We start from the raw sequence: 17,596 nt of genomic DNA, 5'->3' as shown, positions 1-17,596 counted from the left end.
GGTTCTAGCCCTTATTCCCAAATCGGCTCTAAAGGGCCTGTAGAAAGACTTTGTCTATTTACAATTTACAGCACTTCGATTAATATTACTTTGTAAAGCAAACGGTTCCATGAGGAGGTTTCTATGACAGTTACCATCAAGGACGTGGCTAAGAAAGCGGGAGTTTCTCCCTCCACTGTATCCCGGGTGTTGTCAGGTCATCCCAGAATCAGCCTAGAAACTTCCCGCAAGGTCAAAGTGATTATGGAGGAAATGGGCTACACTCCGAATATGATGGCTAAAAGCCTCGTTTCGAAGACCACTAACAGCATTTGCATCATCTTACCGAAACCAGCTGAGGAGCTGTTCTCCAATCTGTTTTTTATGGAATTAATCAGAGGGATTGTGACTCAATCGAGCCGATCCGGTTATGATGTGTTGATTAGCTCCGGAGCGAACGAAAAGGAAGAGCTTGAAGCTGTTTCCCGCCTGCTGAAGGGCCGCCGTGTTGATGGCGTTATTCTGCTGTATTCACGCAAAGATGATGCGGTTATTGATTTTCTGGAATCAGGCGGCTACCCCTTCGTGCTTGTTGGGCGAAGCGACCGCTATGAGGATATTTTATCCGTGGATAATGATAATGTCATGGCCGCTTACGACGCTACAAACCACCTAATCTCCATGGGACATGAACGCATTGGTTTTGTCAGCGGACCGCCTAACCTCATCGTTTCACGCGACCGCCTCGAAGGATACCGCAAAGCCATGCTGAACAGTGTCCTAGAGATGCGTACAGAGTGGATTGTAGAGGGCGAGTTTCTGCAGGACAGCGGATATAGGGCGATGTCATTTTTCATGAATCTCCCGAACCGTCCAACGGCACTTGTTGCAGTGGACGATATGGTCTCTTTCGGAGTATTGCGCGGACTGAATGAACTGAAATACAAGGTTCCGGAAGATTTGGCGATTGTCAGCTTTAACAACATCCCACTATCGGAACTGTCCAGCCCGCCGATCAGCAGCATCGACATCGGAATTTATCATCTTGGCTATACGGCCTCCCAAGTGCTGATCCAAAGCATCAAGAAGCCGGATATTCAGGCAGGATATACGAACCGTTTTGTCATTCCCCACCGCTTGATCGTTAGAGAGTCATCTATGTATGCTCCAGGGAAGAAATGACCAAGTCACAAGAATAAATGAAGCGAAAGTGCTTCATTTATTTTTTCGAACTTTGTTCAAACGTTTGCGCTACTTATAAACCGCAATATATCCGTCAAAATAGCTAGTCGATTCAAGGAAGCTATGCTTACAAAACTTTTAGGAGGATCAACATGTCAGAAATTAAAGCCTGCCTGTTCGATTTGGACGGTGTGATCGTCGACACTGCCAAATATCATTTTATCGCCTGGAGAGAACTCGCGGAAACCCTTGGGTTTGAATTCACCGAACAGGATAACGAACGCCTTAAGGGTGTCAGCCGCGCCGCTTCACTGGATATTCTGCTGGAAATCGGCGGACTTTCGCTGGACGAGGCGGAAAAAGCCCGGCTGGCCGAGCAAAAAAACAACCGCTATGTCGAATACATCGCCAAGATGGACAGCTCGGAGATTCTGCCCGGTGCCCTTGACTTTCTGAAGGAATGCCGGGAATCCAGTATCAAAGTCGCCCTTGGCTCCGCCAGCAAAAACGCGATGACCATCTTGAATAACACCGGTCTGACACCGTATTTCGATGCAATCATCGACGGCACACATACCAGCGCGGCCAAACCTGATCCTGAAGTGTTCCTGCTGGGGGCCCAGGCACTCGCCGTATCCCCTGAGCACTGCGTGGTCTTTGAGGACGCCGAGGCCGGAATCCTCGCTGCCACCCGCGCCGGTATGCGCAGCGTAGGCATCGGTTCTCCTGCAACACTGGGGGCAGCGAACATCGTTGTGCCTTCTCTCCAGCAGATCGCGCTAGCGGAATTGCGGGAATCTTTTGCAACGGTTTGACGAACATTAACATCTATCAGCAACCCTGTGAATTTTCTTTTGCCCTACTCTATTTACCTGAACTATATGTGAGAACAAAGTTACGCTGAGCAGCAGTGAAGGCGGACGGACCTTCGAAGAAGACCCTGCGTTCGTCTTTGTCCCCGGATGCTTGCCCAATACCCCCATTTCCGAGCATCCGGGGACAACAGCGATCGTAACATCCATTCGCCCGAGGGGCAGCCAGCACGTAACCTGTATAGTCGAACTCATAGTTCAATTTATATCATCCCCACCTAAAAAGGAGCCGGTAATAATGAAGCAATATCTAAAAATTGATGAATGGTCAATCATTGAAGAATCCTTCGATCCCCAGACCCAAGAAATTTCTGAGAGCGTATTTAGCATCGGAAACGGATATATGGGCGGAAGAGCCAACTTTGAAGAGCAATACAGCGGACACAGCCTGCAAGGCAGCTACATGGCCGGTGTGTATTATCCGGACAAAACCCGGGTCGGCTGGTGGAAAAACGGCTATCCGGAGTATTTTGCCAAAGTGCTGAACAGTACCAACTGGATTGGCATTAACATCGACATCGACGGCACACCGCTGGATCTGGCTACCTGTACCGTTACCGAGTTCCGCCGGGTGCTCAACATGAAGGAAGGTACACTTTCCCGCAGCTTCACCGCCACTCTTGAGGACGGCAAGGAAGTTAAGGTGGAAAGTATCCGCATCGTCAGCATGGCCCGCCGTGAGATCGGCGCGATCCGCTATTCGATCATTCCGGTGAATTTTGCCGGAAAGCTTACCGTTACCCCTTACCTTGACGGCGACATCAAGAACAAGGATGCCAACTATGACGAGAAATTCTGGAACGAAGTGGAGAAGAAAGGCGAGCCGGACGGCGGATACCTCACCCTGAAGACGAAAAAGCTCGATTTTCACGTCACCTCGGCATTTGTCTTTGATATTCTGGTCAATGGCGAAAAGCTTACTGCAGAAGCTGAAGTCACCGAGCAGGAGAAATATGTGGGCAGTACGGTAACTATCCCCGTGCAAACCGGCGATCAGGTTGTCATCTATAAATATGCTGCCAATGTCACTTCCCGCAATTACGGCCTGGGACAGCTGGTTGATGCTGCGCAGACGGCACTGCAAAGCGCACAGGAAGCCGGATTCGTCGCACTTTTGACCGAACAGGCTACTGCGTGGGGAGATAAATGGAAGGAAAGCGACATTATCATTGAAGGTGATGTGTCGGCACAGCAGGCGATCCGCTTTAACATTTTCCAGCTTAACCAGACCTACACTGGTGAAGATGACCGTCTGAACATCGGACCCAAAGGCTTTACCGGGGAAAAATACGGCGGCAGCACCTATTGGGATACAGAAGCTTACTGTGTGCCGTTCTACTTAAGTACAGCGGATTCCTCAATCGCCCGTAACCTGCTGATTTACCGTTATAAACATCTGGAAAAAGCCAAAGAAAATGCGCTTAAGCTTGGTTATAAAAAAGGTGCACTGTACCCGATGGTAACGATGAACGGTGAAGAATGCCACAATGAGTGGGAAATCACGTTCGAAGAAATTCACCGTAACGGCGCGATTGCCTATGCGATTTACAACTACGTTAATTACACCGGGGACAAAGCTTATCTCGGCCAATATGGTCTTGAAGTGCTTGTGGAAATCTCCCGCTTCTGGGAGGAACGCGTTCACTACGTGGCGCACAAGGACAAATATGTGATGCTCGGCGTAACCGGACCCAATGAATACGAGAATAACGTCAACAACAACTGGTATACGAACCGGATTGCTGCCTGGACGATGGAATACACGCTGGAAGCACTGGCATATCTGCAGGAGAACGAAGCTTCCCGGTACGCAGAGCTTGCCGATAAGCTGGAACTGCTGGACAGCGAAACCACACAATGGAATGAAATCATCGCCAAAATGTACTATCCGGCCGATGAAGAACGCGGCATCTTCCTGCAGCAGGACGGCTTCCTCGATAAAGAGATCATTCAGGTGAAGGATGTTCTGCCAGAGAATCTGCCGCTGAATCAAAAATGGTCCTGGGACCGCATTCTGCGTTCCTGCTTCATTAAACAGGCCGATGTGCTGCAAGGTTTATATTTCCTTGGCGACCGTTACGATCTGGACACCAAGAAACGGAATTTCGACTTCTACGAGCCGATTACCGTTCATGAATCCTCCCTCTCCCCATGTATCCATGCAATTCTTGCCTGTGAGCTGGGGTATAAGGATAAGGCTTATGAAATGTACCTGCGGACTTCGAGACTGGATCTCGACAATTATAACAATGACACGGAAGACGGCTGCCATACTACAAGCATGGCGGGAACCTGGATGTCGATTGTACATGGCTTCGGCGGACTGCGCGTTCAGGAAGACCGCTTGATCCTTAAGCCTTCCAACCCGGGACACTGGACTTCGTATTCCTTCAAGATCATGTTCCGCGGTTCGCGGCTTAAAGTCATTGTTACTGATGTACAGGTTACGGTTGTTAATGAAACCGATATTCCGGCGTCCATCACGATTCACGGCAAGGAGTATACTGTGAACGGACTCAGCAGCGTCACTGCTGAAGGCTCCACCGTCACGGCATAATTCCGGCTAATTGGCCCCGGAGGCTTCAATCTCCTTCGGGGTTGTTTTTTATATATGATGAACCTCGAAAATCAATTAAGCAGTAGTCACGGTTCCGTGGAAGATTTGGAGTTCCGGCCGCTGTTGTTTTCAGATTTCTATATTGAATACCCAATTTTGCGGATGAAATCTGAAAACAAAGGCGGACGCTAGCGCTCCTACACTTCCAAACTTCCCCTCCACCTTACTTGCTAATTAGGTTACAAGTTCATCTTATATAGTTTTATGGTTTCATTATAAAATCACTCAAAGGAGTCGTTTAGAATGAAAAGAGCCTTTTGGAAAGAAGCCGTAGTCTATCAAATCTACCCTCGCAGCTTCCAGGACAGCAACGGAGACGGAATCGGGGATCTGCAAGGGATTATCTCCCGCCTCGATTATTTGCAGAAGCTCGGTGTCGATGTCGTCTGGCTGTCCCCGGTCTATAAATCTCCCAACGACGACAATGGTTATGACATTAGCGATTACGAGGATATTATGGATGAGTTCGGCACTTTGAAGGACTGGGAGGAGCTTCTGGCCGGACTTCATGAACGCGGCATCAAGCTGATGATGGACCTTGTGATCAACCATTCCTCGGATGAACACGCATGGTTTGCCGAATCCCGTTCCTCCCTCGACAACCCTTACCGCGATTATTATATTTGGCGGCCCGGCGGACCGAACGGCGAACGGCCCAACAATTGGAGCTCCGTCTTCAGCGGTCCGGCCTGGGAGCTGGATGAAGCTACAGGAGAATATTATCTTCATCTGTTCTCCCGCAAGCAGCCGGATCTCAACTGGGAGAATCCGCAGCTTCGCGAAGCCCTCTACAAAATGATCGCTTTCTGGCTCGACAAAGGCGTCGATGGCTTACGGATGGACGTCATCAATATGATCTCCAAGGTGGAAGGCCTGCCTTCCGCTCACAGAGAGGGGCTGGCTCCGGGAGAGCTGGCCGGTGGCGGCGAATATTTTATGAACGGCCCGCGGGTCCATGAATATTTGCAGGAAATGAACCGTGAGGTTCTCTCCAAATATGAGGTGATGACGGTTGGCGAAACTCCGGGGGCCAGTGTAGAGGATGCAATTCTGTACACTGCCGAAGACCGGCAGGAGCTGCAGATGGTGTTCCAATTTGAACATATGGATGTGGACTCCGGTCCCGGCGGCAAATGGGATGTCACCCCTTGGAGCCTCAAAGGCTTGCGCGACATTCTGCATAAATGGCAGGTTGGCTTAGCCGAACGCGGCTGGAACAGTCTGTACCTGAATAATCATGACCAGCCGCGGATGGTCTCCCGGTTCGGCAATGATGGTGAATACCGTGTTCTGTCGGCCAAAATGCTGGCTACACTGCTGCATACGCTGAAAGGCACGCCCTACATCTATCAAGGCGAAGAAATCGGCATGACGAATGTGAAATTCCCTGTGCTGGAAGATTATAAGGATATCGAGATCCTGAATATGTACCGGGAAAAGGTCACGGAAGGCGGCGCGGAGCATGAGACGATTCTACAGGCCATCCACACGAAAGGCCGGGACAATGCCCGTACTCCAATGCAGTGGGATGCCTCCGCAAATGCAGGTTTCACTCAAGGCGCGCCATGGCTGAAGCTTAACCCGAACTACCAAGATATCAATGTAGAGCAGGCACTGGCTGATCCGGATTCCGTGTTTTATTATTATCAGAAGCTGATTAGCTTGCGTAAAGAACATCAGATTATGGCTTACGGCGAATATAAGCTGCTGCTGACGGAGCATGAATACATTTATGCCTATACCCGGACGTTAGACGATGAACAGTGGCTTATTCTGCTGAATTTCAGCGCTGACCCGCAGCCGGTTGATCTCCCTGCTGAGCTGGCGGCTGTAACCAGCATCATTATCGGCAACTATCCGGGAGAGCCGGATGCTGCCAGCCTTGCAACCTTGCGGCCTTATGAAGCCCGGGTCTATCAAATTCGTCTATAGCATACACCCGATTTGTGTTAACCTGTCATTAATGAGCAGAGAATAACAGGCTTGGTTGACTGGCTCATGATAGTATAAATGCAAAAGGGAGATGGCAAACGTGGAATGGCTGATCCGAATGAAAAATGCCTTGGATTATATGGAGAGCAAGATGACCGAACCCCTGCGCATAGAAGAAGTGGCTAAGGTGGCTCATGTCTCCCCTTTTCATTTCCAGCGCATGTTCGGCATGCTGACAGGGGTAACGGTGGCAGACTATATCCGCAAGCGCAGATTGACCCTGGCCGCCCAGGAGCTGGCCATTTCCAAAATCAAGGTGCTGGATGTAGCGCTGAAATATGGATATGACTCCCCGGAAGCCTTCGCCAAAGCGTTCCGCAAAGCGCATGGACTGACCCCCTCCGCCGCGCGTGAACCGGGTGTACAGCTCAAAGCATTCCCCCGCCTCTCCTTCCATCTATCATTGAAGGGAGATCAGGAAATGGAATACAGAATTGTGGAGAAAGACGCGTTTACCGTCATTGGCAAATCAATGGAGGTTACGACCAGGGAGGGGGAGAATTTCCGCAGAATCCCTGAGTTTTGGAATGAATGCAATGCGGACGGCACTTCGGAGAAGCTGATTGACATCGGCACAGGCAAAGATTGGCTCGGCATCTGTATGAGTATGGACATGGAGAAAGAGCTGCTGTCCTACTGGATCGGAGTGGAAGGTACGCCGGAGACGGATCCCCAAGGCTATGAAACCGCGGTGGTTCCAGCTGCAAGCTGGGCCGTATTCACCTCAGTCGGCCCCATGCCGCATGCGATTCAAAATGTGTGGCAGCGGATTTTCCAGGAGTGGTTCCCGGGTACCGGCTATGAGCATGCAGGTGGTCCGGAATTTGAGCTTTATCTACCAGGCGACCCGGATGCAGAGGATTATGTCTGTGAAGTGTGGATTCCGGTGATGAAGAAATAAGCAACTGGGCTACCCGATTAGGGTAGTCCTTTTTGTTTAAACCTTGCCGGAAGCAGCCGTGTAAAGAGATTGGCATATTTTCCAGCTCCTTCTCTATTAATTTTCATTTTGAGAATTGGCAATAGCTTGGTATAATAAACAGATTATATGGCTTATTCTATTATGTCATATTGTCATCCGAGATTCGGTGAAGGAGAATTTCATGTCTATCGTAAAAATCTTTTCAGACAGCACTTCCGATTTGCCGCAAGGCTGGAAGGATACGTATGATATTGGCATCGTCCCGCTGTATGTAGTATTTCAAGACGGTACCTACAGGGATGGTGTAGACATTACACCTGAGGAAGTGTATCGTCGTGTCGCCGCAAATGGAGCACTGCCGAAGACCGCTGCACCTTCGCCCGCCGACTTCATGGCCGCTTTTGGGCCAGTCATCAGCAGCGGAGGAGACGTCGTCTATATCAGTCTTTCCTCTTCTTTATCCTCTACATATCAGAATGCCCTGCTGGCTGCAGGGGAGTTTCCTGAAGGACGCGTACAAGTGGTCGACTCCCAGACGTTATGCGGAGGGATTGCGCTCCTAGTGATGAAAGCGGTTCGCGCCGCAGCCAAAGGCCACAGCAGCAGGGAAATTGCCGCTATGCTGAAGCAATGCCGCGACCGAGTGGAGACAGAATTTGTTGTGGATACACTGGATTACTTATATATGGGTGGACGTTGTTCAGGTATGCAGAATTTTATCGGCAGCCTGTTGAAGATCCGGCCTGTGCTGCGGCTGATTGACGGTGCGATTGTACCGGTGAGCAAAGTTCGCGGCAAGAAAGAGAAAGCTGTGGAACAGATGCTCCAGCATGCCCTTGCCAATGCCGGGGAAATGGATAAGGAGCTGCTCATCGTGGCCCACACACTGGGTGAAGAGGATGCCAACTTTTTGGTGGCGGCGCTGCGTGAACAGACCGATGTTGAAGAGATTGCCGTCATTCATGCCGGCTGTGTCATTGGCAGCCACTGCGGACCCGCTACAGTAGGCCTCATGTATATGCACTAACTGTTGAACAGCCAAGTGGAAACGGATACCGTCCTCAAAAGGGCGGTATCCGTTTCAGCGAGAAATAGAAGGATAATTTATAGCGCGAAGCATATAAATTCTTATATTTTCAACAAAACCAGCAATGCCCCGATAACCGGAGCTTGCTGGTTTTTGTTATGCCTATGTTTAATTCAGTTCGAAGATTCAATACAAAGAAGGCTTGTTCACAGGTAGGGCGTGATTCCCGCTTCTGCTTCTGATTCAGCTTCTTCATGGACGAATGGCAGCATAAAGCGGAAGGTCGAGCCCCGTTCTTCTTCACTCTCCACAAAAATCGTTCCGCCCATCAGCTCGACGAGTTGCTTGCAGATGGCCAGCCCCAGTCCCGTTCCGCCATATTTGCGGTTAATGAACGGATGTAGCTGCGAGAAGGATTGAAAGAGCAGATTCAGCTTGCTGTCGGCAATTCCCACTCCTGTATCACGAACAGAAAATTCCAGCAGGTATTCCGGTGAACCCGGCAGCGGAATGTTCTTCACCGACAAGGTTACGCTTCCACGTTCCGTGAATTTAAGCGCATTACCGACCAAATTGACGATGATTTGGCGCAGGCGGCTGGGATCGGTCTTCACTATGGCCGGAACGCTTGTATCCGCCCACCAGCGCAGCGCCAGATTTTTCTCTTCAGCTTTGGGGGTAAATAAATCAATGATGCTCTCCAGCATTTCGCGCAGATCAAATTTCTCCGACAGCAGCGGCATTTTGCCGGCTTCCATTTTGCTGAAATCGAGAATGTCATTTAGAATTTGCAGCAGACTGTAGCTGCTGCTGCGCAGAATCTCGGCGTAGCCGCGCTGCTCCTCTTCCAGCTCTGTTTCCAGCAGCAGGTCGGCCATGCCAATCATCCCGTTCATCGGGGTACGGATCTCATGGCTCATCATCGCCAGGAAATCGGACTTAGCCTGAGCCGCCTGCTCTGCCGATTCCTTGGCCCGGAGAATCTCCCGTTCATTGGTAATATCACTGAAAGAGCCCACTACACCGCAGATAATTCCTTTATGCAGAAGCGGCGCAATCCGGTAGCTGACAAAAAAGCTGGTGCCATCCTTCCGCCAGAAGATTTCATCCCCTCTACTGCGGGTGACACCGTCCTGCAGGGTCTGCCAGATCGGACATTCATGCTGCTGGTACCTTGACCCGTCTCCACGGATGTGATGGATCACATCCATCAACGGCAGCCCCCTCAGCTCGTAGGGCTCATAACCCAGCATATCTGCTCCTTCACGGTTGATAAAGAAGGTCCGGCCCAACGTGTCGAGTCCGAAGATTCCGGCTGCAATAGAGTTGAATATTAGGCTAAGATGCCTATCCTCCGACATCTCCAGCACCAGCTCTGCCTTCTGCTGCTCCTCCACCATAGCCAGTTCTATAAGCTCCTCTTCACGCCCCGGTGTCCGCTCATCCGTCCATTCCATGGGAGCAACTTCCCCGGTCAGGAGCCTGCCGAACCATTCCTGAAGCAGAAGAGGAAGAACACGGCTCTGGTCATATCGGATAATGGCGAATACGCCTGCGATCCCTTCTTCAGCTTTTACCGGCACATACGTAACCGCAGCCGGGCTGCTTCCGCGGCTCTCATCCGCCTCCAGCTCAAAGCCGGAGCCGATACCCCCAAGCGCTGCAGCAAAATGCTCTTCTCCGGGAGGTTGTGGCCGGAAACCAGACAATGGCTCATGAAGTTCCGGATCTGCGCCAGCGGCAACTTCAAAAGCACGGTTGCTGTCCACGTAGTATCCCTGCCTGTCCAGCACAATTATCAGGTCGGGGTGATGATCGTATAACGCTTTATAAGCACCTTCTTCCGAAAGCACCCTATCCAGAATAAAAGACCATTGTTTAGTCATAGCCCACCTCCTCCGCTGCTTCAATCCTTATCCTCTTCTATTCATAAACTGCGGATAAACTATAGATGTAACTGCAATCTGTACTCCGCTCGAAAATTGCTGAATTAAGAACTATTATAGCAAAAAAACCGCAGTTGGTCGCCATCTAAAACATTGGTGCCAAGCGGTTTTGCAGCAAAAAAGTCCCTCCGGCAGATGAGCAAGAACAGTTGGACCATCCTTAACCTCACCGCAGAGGAACTTAGGAAATGAAAACACTCAAAGCTGTACCTCCGGTTACCTTCAGGCAATATCCTTCTCTTCAATATTTCGGATCGACAGGTAAGCGATGGCTATACCAACCAGACTGAGGAAGATGGAGAGCCATACCAGATTACCCGGCGGGAAATCACCAAAATTGGAGGCAATCACGCTGACAAGCAACACTGCAGTAACTATGGTGGCTGGTACGGATTTCTTGCGCATTCCGATATATAAAGGAATTAGTCCAATCCCTGCCGCATATACCGCATCTGCACCTATCCGGATGATTTCTCCAGGAATCACAGCCAAATCCAGCTGTCCCGGAATCGCATGGGTGAAAGAGTTAAGTCCGATCAGAAGAGCGCTAATCAGAACATCCGATACAAAAATACTGATCAGTGTAAAGAGGAAAACGATGATAATTTTGGCACCTAAGAGCTTTTTACGGGAGATAGGGTACATAAAGAGCAAAGTAATGGTATTGTTCTTATATTCATCAATAACCAGCTTGCTCAGTACAACCGAAGCAAACACTACAAAGGTCGCCTTGACCAAAACATACAGGCCGGAGAACATCTCTGCATAAGTCTTGAATTCCCCGCTGCCGCTGCCGCCGCCTTCAGAATCAACGTAAGTAAGCAGCAGCATAAAGGCAAAAATTGCGAGGTTGGCAATTGCAATGCCTTTGAGCATGCCAGCCAGTTTGTTTTTGCGGATTTCCAGTTGTATCAGCTTAAGCAATGCCCTCACCCCCCATCAGTTCCACAAAATGATCTTCCAGCGAATGATTCTTTTTACTCAGGCTTTCCAGCTCCACACCCGCTTCTACCAGTGCTTTATTCAGTTCAAGCTGCTGTACGGCATCATAAATGCGGATCGTCCGCGGGTCGAGCACCTTGAAGTTGGTGAGTCCCAGCTTGTGCTCCAGAACATACACCGCTTTGCTGCTCTCTCCGGTAATCAGTTCGATGTATTGCGTGTTCTGGCTGCGAATCGTATCCATTGCCACTTCCTCCAGCAGAATTCCGTCACGGATCATGCCGATGGTGTCGGCGACCTGTTCAACCTCACCCAGAATATGGCTGGAGATCAGCAGCGTCATTCCGTACTCACGGCTCAGCATGCGGAACACCTCACGCAGCTCCTTGATGCCCATGGGGTCCAGCCCGTTGATCGGCTCATCCAGAATGAGCAGCTCCGGTTTTGTCATGACCGCCCGGGCAATGCCCAGCCGCTGCTTCATCCCCAAAGAGAATTGCTTAACTGGCTTTTTGTCCACGCCCTTCAGCTTGACCAGCTCCAGCGCTTCTTCCATGGCCTTGGCATCGTAGTAACCCATATATTCCCCGTGCAGCTGGAGATTTTCTCTCGCTGTCAGCTTGTCGTAGAATACCGGATATTCAATAATGCAGCCCATACGTTTCAGCATTTCATAGGAACGGTTTGTCATGAACTCGCCAAAAAATTCAATCTCCCCCGCCGTCGGCTTCACCAGATTGGTGATCATTTTCATCACCGTAGTTTTGCCCGCACCGTTAGGTCCCAAGAAACCGTAGATTTCGCCTTGCTTGATGTTCATATTCACGCCTTTGACAGCTTCTTTGCCTTGATACTCCTTGGTTAAATCCCAAGTACGCAGTATGGTGGTCATTTCCGTTATCCCCTTTGGCTTCTTCGTTTGTCTTCCTGGTTCTTATTGTACACAGCGGAATTTTCTTTTTTATTACCTGATTCTTACGAAAATCTTAAGCTGCAGCCGTAAGTGCAGGTTAAGCCGCCGGACCAGTATAGTTTTTAGAAGGTCAGCCTGCGAAAAGAAAGCGTAAATACCGTTTTGACGTAAGGTTTGCTGCGCAAGGTAATGCTGCCGTTCATCTGTTCGGTCAACCGTTTGGTGATGGTCAGCCCAAGGCCGCTCCCCTGATAGTCGCGGTTGCGGGAATCCTCCAGCGTATAGAGCCGTTCGAAGACTTTATCCTGATGCCCTTCGGTGACGCCTTTGCCCCGGTCCCATACGTCTATGCACACCTGGTCCCCATCGCTATAGAGGGTGAGTCCAAGCACACCTCCGGCATCCCCGTAATTGATCGCATTGGACAGCAGATTGGACAGCACCCGGTCCAGCGCCTCCTCGTTGCCCATCATGTACATCGCCTCATCCGGAATCCCGATCTCCACCTCACTGCCCTTGGCATTCAGGATATCGTAAAAGGAAAGAATGTTCCGCCGGCAGACCTCGCCCAGCTCCACCCGCGACAGCGCGATCTGCTTATCCCCGGACTCCAGCTTGGCCAGATCAAAAAAGCTGTTCATCAGCCGGATCACCTCTTCTGCCTTGGCATGGATCATCCGCAGAATATGCGCCTGCTCCTCTTCCGTTATATTCCCATCATGGAGAATCGTTTCAATGTAGCCGAGCACCACCGTCAGCGGAGTCTTCAGATCATGAGAGATGTTCGCCAGCATGCTGCGCATAGACTTCTCCAGCTTAGCCAGTTCGACCGCTCCCTTGTGATTGACGTCCAGCAGCCGGTTGAGATCAGTCAGCAGCGTTTGCAGATGAGGGTTGCTATTGAACAGAAGCAGCCTTTCGTGCGAGCCCCGTTCGACAATACTCGTAAGCTTGGTGTGGATATAATCGAGCTGGCGGGAATGCTCCCGCAGACGCAGGTACTGCCAGAGGATCACGATCAGCAGCAGCAGGATAGCCACACTCAAAAAAGCGATCATTCCAGCACATCCCCCAGCTTGTAGCCAATGCCCCATAACGTTTTGATGTATTCCGGCTTTGACGGGTCATCTTCAATTTTCTCACGCAGTCTGCGCATATGTACATTAATGACATTCTCATCCCCGTAATAATCGTCTTCCCAGACGACGCTGTAAATCTGCGCTTTGGTGTACACCCGGCCGGGGCTGCTCACGAACAGCTTAAGAATCTGGAACTCCTTGGCCGTCAGCTTGACCTCTTCCCCGTTCTTCAGCGCCGAGAAATTATCGAGATCGACGGTGAGTCCACGCAGTGCTATCGTGTTGGCCTGCTCCTGAACGGCAGCTGTTTCCTGAACAGGACTTCCGGCAGCGGCATATCCTGCCCGCCGGATCGCCGCCTTCACCCGTGCCGCCAGCTCGATCATCGAGAACGGCTTCGTAATATAATCATCCGCGCCGAATCCAAGGCCCAGCGCCTTGTCCACATCACTGTCCTTAGCCGACATGATCAGCACAGGTACAAGACTGTCCCGGCGAATCGTCTGCAGCACATCGTTGCCGCTTCGTTTCGGAAGCATCAGATCCAGCAGAACCAGATCATAGGTGCCGCCGCGATGAAAAAGCTTTTCCGCTGCCTCACCATCAAATGCAGTCTCCACCTCATAGCCCTCTTTTACCAAATAAGAAAATACCATTCTACTAATATCTTCATCGTCCTCAACCAACAGTATACGATGCGTCATGACTGAACCTCCCAGCAGCTCTAATAACCGTCTTTTTGTTAAAGTATAGCAATAGATTCCTTGATACAAAAGCTAAAATCAGCGGTTCTCTTGATCCATCATCGTTTATTCATAACCGCCTTTAGCCTTTGGCAAGCCTTTATATCTCTCTCCGGACTCTACAATCTCAATAATGAACTTTGCGAGTGCGGTCATTTCTGTGCCATCCCTGCTATTATCGCATTCACTCCAAATGTAATGCTGTTCCCGGGCGTTGATTGTCGTCTCCAGTTCATAGCTTACATAAGGCTTCATGTTACATTCTTCGGACACCTCTTTGTCGCGCAGGTAATTGGCAAGCACCATCTCCCGGTAGATCCGCTGCTGATCCTGCTGTGAGAGCAGGAAATCCAATACCTCAAGGACAGAACCATTCTGCAGATCCAGATTCAACTTTCCGTCCCGTATATTAATCTCATTCCTGCGGTTCACCCCATACTTCAGCACAAATTCAAAGCGGTCCTCCTGTTGCAGATCAAAATCCACCTGCAGCACAACCCGCTGCGCCGCTTCCCCCTCGCAGCCTATGAGTGTGTACTTCAGTGCGGTATCCGTCTCACTGCGCTCAAGCGTTGAGCAGGCATACGTAAGAATTTCATGTGGTCCGTACTCATCCTGCGTTGTGTCATCTGTAATCCACAGCTTGCCCTTTTTAAATTGCAGGTCTTTAAATATCGGGTCCCCCTCCATGGTGTACTGCACCACCCGCTGACGTCCGCTCTGCCGTTCTATAAAGTCATCCAGCCTGTAGAGATTCCTGATAGTGAATCCATGGTTAAGAACAACATCTTCCTGCTCGTTCAGCTCATGGCTGATCTTCGGGCGGTTTGCCGTATTCTCCTTCCAATGCAGCAGGGAGAAGCCTGCAAATATTAACAGCGCTAGAAAGGCGGTTAGCAGGAGCCACTTTAAGAAACGGACTGGATTCATAGCCTTTACCCTCCTTATCATTGCTGGAAATGGCGGGATCTCTGTTAAAGTATACCAATTGTCCGTTGCGGTTACTATTTCAGTTTCACTAAAGGTAGCCCCGGTATGATGACCTTAACAACTTACATGATGAGGTGATGGTTCAATGATGAACATGCGAAAAAAACAACCCTGGAGTTTCAAACGCAAACTTCTGATCGTGATGATCGTGGTCCTCCTGAGTCTCGGCACAGTGATCTATAGCCTGGCGGACCGTTACTTGATCAACATGTCGAAGTCGTCGTAACGGATGACACAGCCACAGCCGGCGTAAGCACAGCAGCAACCACAGTTGCAGCCGAGGTTAACGCGACTTCTGACGACTGGAGTTATTCCAGCGACGATATCCAGATCCAGATCGACCAGGTACAGACCGGATCCGGTTCAGACCAGATCACTTATTTTGTCGCCGATGTCGTGCTGAAGGAGGCAAGCAGCCTGCGCTCTGCTTTTGCCGACAGCAGCTTTGGCACGAACATCATAGAGGACACCTCAGCGATTGCCTCCAGCAACAATGCGGTCTTTGCAATCAACGGCGATTACTATGGCTTCCGCGAGGATGGGGTCATTATTCGCAATGGAACGGTGTACCGGGATGATCCGGTGCGGGATGCGATGGCGCTGTTCGATGACGGGACCATGAAGACGTATGACGAGGAAGAGATTTCTTCGTCCGATCTGCTGGCGCAGGGAGCCACCAATACCCTCTCCTTCGGGCCGATTTTGATTCAGGACGGCAACATCGTCAGTGATTTCAGCAGTGTCAAAATCGACAGCAATTTCGGCAACCGCTCCATCCAGAATGCGAATCCCCGGACCGCGATTGGCATGATCGCACCGAACCATTATGTGTTCGTTGTTGTGGACGGGCGCAGCGAAGGCTACAGCCGGGGCATGACCCTTGCCGAGCTTGCTGATGTGATGTCGGATCTCGGAGCTACCGAAGCTTATAATCTGGACGGCGGCGGTTCATCCACGATGTATTTCATGGGACGGGTCGTAAATAATCCGCTGGGCAAAAATCAGGAGCGCGGCGTCAGCGACATTCTTTATATCAAGGAGGGCGTAACCTCATGACGATCCTTATTCCGGCCTATGAGCCAGATAAACGACTGCTGGAATTAATTGTGAAGCTGCAAGAGTATCAGCTTGGACCGATCGTCCTTGTAGATGACGGGAGCGGACCGGCTTACCGCGGAATCTTCGACATGGCCGAAGCCTTCGGCTGCACCGTCCTGACGCATGAGACCAACCTTGGAAAAGGACGCGCTCTAAAGACCGGCTTCCGGTATATCCAGGAGACCGGACTGTCCGGCTATGTAGTCTGCGCGGATAGTGACGGCCAGCATCTGCCTCATGATATTAAGCGGATTGTCGAGGTGCTCCAGAACCAGACCACACCCGGAATTGTGCTGGGCAGCCGCCGGTTCAGCGGCACCATTCCCCTGCGCAGCCGTTTCGGCAACTCGGTGACACGGGCAGTCTTTTCCCTCACTACAGGCACCAAGATCTATGATACACAAACCGGCCTGCGCGGCTTCTCCTTCCCGATGCTTGACTGGCTGTGCCAGATTCCCGGAGAACGGTTTGAGTATGAAATGAACATGCTGCTGACTGCCCATAGGGAGGGGTATACCCTTACCGAGAAATATATTGATACTGTGTATCTGGAAGATAATAAATCGTCCCATTTCCGGCCTCTGGTAGATTCCTTCCAGATTTATCTGCCGATTCTTATGTTCAGCACTTCATCGCTGCTGTCGGCCCTGCTCGACTTCACGCTGTTGTTCCTGTTCCAGACTCTCAGCCACAACCTGTTCCTGTCAGTCGCGGCCGCGAGATTGTGCAGCTCCATCTTCAACTATTCCATGAACCGGAAATATGTGTTCACCGGCGGCAAGGCGTCCAGGCTCCAGGAGTCGCTGCCCAAATACTTCGCGCTGGTCATTCTCGTGCTGTTGTTTAATTACGGGCTGCTCTATTTCTATAATGAAAAGCTGATCATCCCGCTTGTCGCCGCCAAGCTGCTGACTGAGGTCTCGATCTTCCTGTTCAGCTACTGGGCGCAGAGGAGGTTTGTGTACTGAGGCATGAAGCATTAAGAGGCTGTAAGACTGTAAGACTGCAAGACTGCAAGACTATAAGACTGTAAGACTGTAAGACTGTAAGACTGCAAGACTGCAAGACTATAAGACTGTAAGACTATACCTTTCGGGTTTGGTCGTGACTGCGGGGAATGTTTGGACTTCCGGCCGCTGTTATGGACCAATTTCCTGATTTCAAACCGCTGATCGCGGTAGAAATTGGTCCATAAAGGCGGACGCGTTCGCTCCTCCAGTTCCAAACTTCCCCTCCGTCACTTTCCCTTTTGGTTGGGTTTCAGACTAAATCAAAATCAAAACTAAAATTCAAG

At 50.6% G+C, this 17,596-nt stretch carries 15 protein-coding genes; 9 read left to right on the top strand and 6 right to left on the bottom strand.

The annotated features are described in order from the left end of the window. Positions 1-123: 123 nt before the first annotated feature. From ACQ76X_RS17215 to ACQ76X_RS17190, 6 genes are all read left to right on the top strand, one after another. Complete coding sequence (locus tag ACQ76X_RS17215) at positions 124-1,161, top strand: LacI family DNA-binding transcriptional regulator (protein ID WP_438495164.1); 1,038 nt, start codon at positions 124-126, stop codon at positions 1,159-1,161. A 152-nt stretch (positions 1,162-1,313) separates the two neighbouring features. Continuing rightward, positions 1,314-1,976: a beta-phosphoglucomutase gene (gene pgmB / locus ACQ76X_RS17210; RefSeq protein ID WP_438495163.1), complete on the top strand. Its 663-nt coding sequence runs from the start codon at positions 1,314-1,316 to the stop codon at positions 1,974-1,976. A gap of 295 nt (positions 1,977-2,271) precedes the next feature. After that, on the top strand, positions 2,272-4,590 hold the full coding sequence (locus tag ACQ76X_RS17205) for a glycoside hydrolase family 65 protein (protein ID WP_438495162.1): 2,319 nt from the start codon (positions 2,272-2,274) through the stop codon (positions 4,588-4,590). Positions 4,591-4,893: 303 nt separating this feature from the next. Next, a complete protein-coding gene (locus ACQ76X_RS17200; RefSeq protein ID WP_438495161.1) occupies positions 4,894-6,582 on the top strand; it encodes a glycoside hydrolase family 13 protein in 1,689 nt (562 codons plus the stop codon). Between the two features lie 100 nt (positions 6,583-6,682). Next, positions 6,683-7,543 (top strand): AraC family transcriptional regulator, encoded by an 861-nt coding sequence (locus ACQ76X_RS17195; protein ID WP_438495160.1) that lies wholly within the window; start codon positions 6,683-6,685, stop codon positions 7,541-7,543. A 202-nt stretch (positions 7,544-7,745) separates the two neighbouring features. Further along, on the top strand, positions 7,746-8,591 hold the full coding sequence (locus ACQ76X_RS17190; protein ID WP_438495159.1) for a DegV family protein: 846 nt from the start codon (positions 7,746-7,748) through the stop codon (positions 8,589-8,591). Between the two features lie 206 nt (positions 8,592-8,797). Here ACQ76X_RS17190 and ACQ76X_RS17185 read toward each other — a convergent pair whose 3' ends face one another. The 6 genes from ACQ76X_RS17185 to ACQ76X_RS17160 all read right to left on the bottom strand — a co-directional run bounded on the left by ACQ76X_RS17185 (position 8,798) and on the right by ACQ76X_RS17160 (position 15,144). Beyond that, positions 8,798-10,477 carry an ATP-binding protein gene (locus ACQ76X_RS17185; RefSeq protein WP_438495158.1) on the bottom strand — a complete coding sequence of 560 codons (1,680 nt, stop codon included), beginning with the start codon at positions 10,475-10,477 and terminating at the stop codon, positions 8,798-8,800. A 282-nt stretch (positions 10,478-10,759) separates the two neighbouring features. Further along, positions 10,760-11,470, bottom strand: a complete 711-nt coding sequence (locus tag ACQ76X_RS17180) for an ABC transporter permease (protein WP_438495157.1) — start codon at positions 11,468-11,470, stop codon at positions 10,760-10,762. Then, positions 11,454-12,371: an ABC transporter ATP-binding protein gene (locus tag ACQ76X_RS17175; protein WP_438495156.1), complete on the bottom strand. Its 918-nt coding sequence runs from the start codon at positions 12,369-12,371 to the stop codon at positions 11,454-11,456. The genes ACQ76X_RS17180 and ACQ76X_RS17175 overlap by 17 nt, the downstream gene beginning before the upstream one ends. A gap of 143 nt (positions 12,372-12,514) precedes the next feature. Continuing rightward, positions 12,515-13,450: a sensor histidine kinase gene (locus tag ACQ76X_RS17170; protein ID WP_438495155.1), complete on the bottom strand. Its 936-nt coding sequence runs from the start codon at positions 13,448-13,450 to the stop codon at positions 12,515-12,517. Continuing rightward, complete coding sequence (locus ACQ76X_RS17165) at positions 13,447-14,175, bottom strand: response regulator transcription factor (RefSeq protein ID WP_438495154.1); 729 nt, start codon at positions 14,173-14,175, stop codon at positions 13,447-13,449. The genes ACQ76X_RS17170 and ACQ76X_RS17165 overlap by 4 nt, the downstream gene beginning before the upstream one ends. Before the next feature lie 105 nt (positions 14,176-14,280). Beyond that, complete coding sequence (locus ACQ76X_RS17160; protein ID WP_438495153.1) at positions 14,281-15,144, bottom strand: DUF4362 domain-containing protein; 864 nt, start codon at positions 15,142-15,144, stop codon at positions 14,281-14,283. Positions 15,145-15,289: 145 nt separating this feature from the next. On the opposite strand from ACQ76X_RS17160, the gene ACQ76X_RS17155 reads away from it, so the two are divergent. The 3 genes from ACQ76X_RS17155 (at position 15,290) to ACQ76X_RS17145 (ending at position 17,270) form a co-directional block, all read left to right on the top strand. Continuing rightward, positions 15,290-15,430 (top strand): hypothetical protein, encoded by a 141-nt coding sequence (locus tag ACQ76X_RS17155; RefSeq protein WP_438495152.1) that lies wholly within the window; start codon positions 15,290-15,292, stop codon positions 15,428-15,430. A 170-nt stretch (positions 15,431-15,600) separates the two neighbouring features. Next, positions 15,601-16,260, top strand: a complete 660-nt coding sequence (locus ACQ76X_RS17150) for a phosphodiester glycosidase family protein (RefSeq protein ID WP_438495151.1) — start codon at positions 15,601-15,603, stop codon at positions 16,258-16,260. Continuing rightward, positions 16,257-17,270: a glycosyltransferase gene (locus tag ACQ76X_RS17145; protein WP_438495150.1), complete on the top strand. Its 1,014-nt coding sequence runs from the start codon at positions 16,257-16,259 to the stop codon at positions 17,268-17,270. The genes ACQ76X_RS17150 and ACQ76X_RS17145 overlap by 4 nt, the downstream gene beginning before the upstream one ends. Positions 17,271-17,596 lie beyond the last annotated feature (326 nt).

This window comes from Paenibacillus sp. IHBB 3054 (assembly GCF_051594305.1).
In the GTDB taxonomy this organism is placed as follows: Bacteria; Bacillota; Bacilli; order Paenibacillales; family Paenibacillaceae; genus Paenibacillus_AQ.
Note: the sequence above shows the minus strand (reverse complement) of the source record. Positions and strands in the feature narration are given on the sequence as shown.

Coding starts and splice junctions, on each gene's coding strand:
- ACQ76X_RS17205 (WP_438495162.1), top strand. CDS start 2,272: ATGAAGCAATATCTAAAAATTGATGAATGGTCAATCATTGAAGAATCC.
- ACQ76X_RS17175 (WP_438495156.1), bottom strand. CDS start 12,371: ATGACCACCATACTGCGTACTTGGGATTTAACCAAGGAGTATCAAGGC.
- ACQ76X_RS17200 (WP_438495161.1), top strand. CDS start 4,894: ATGAAAAGAGCCTTTTGGAAAGAAGCCGTAGTCTATCAAATCTACCCT.
- ACQ76X_RS17165 (WP_438495154.1), bottom strand. CDS start 14,175: ATGACGCATCGTATACTGTTGGTTGAGGACGATGAAGATATTAGTAGA.
- ACQ76X_RS17170 (WP_438495155.1), bottom strand. CDS start 13,450: ATGATCGCTTTTTTGAGTGTGGCTATCCTGCTGCTGCTGATCGTGATC.
- ACQ76X_RS17190 (WP_438495159.1), top strand. CDS start 7,746: ATGTCTATCGTAAAAATCTTTTCAGACAGCACTTCCGATTTGCCGCAA.
- ACQ76X_RS17155 (WP_438495152.1), top strand. CDS start 15,290: ATGATGAACATGCGAAAAAAACAACCCTGGAGTTTCAAACGCAAACTT.
- ACQ76X_RS17215 (WP_438495164.1), top strand. CDS start 124: ATGACAGTTACCATCAAGGACGTGGCTAAGAAAGCGGGAGTTTCTCCC.
- ACQ76X_RS17145 (WP_438495150.1), top strand. CDS start 16,257: ATGACGATCCTTATTCCGGCCTATGAGCCAGATAAACGACTGCTGGAA.
- ACQ76X_RS17185 (WP_438495158.1), bottom strand. CDS start 10,477: ATGACTAAACAATGGTCTTTTATTCTGGATAGGGTGCTTTCGGAAGAA.
- pgmB (WP_438495163.1), top strand. CDS start 1,314: ATGTCAGAAATTAAAGCCTGCCTGTTCGATTTGGACGGTGTGATCGTC.
- ACQ76X_RS17160 (WP_438495153.1), bottom strand. CDS start 15,144: ATGAATCCAGTCCGTTTCTTAAAGTGGCTCCTGCTAACCGCCTTTCTA.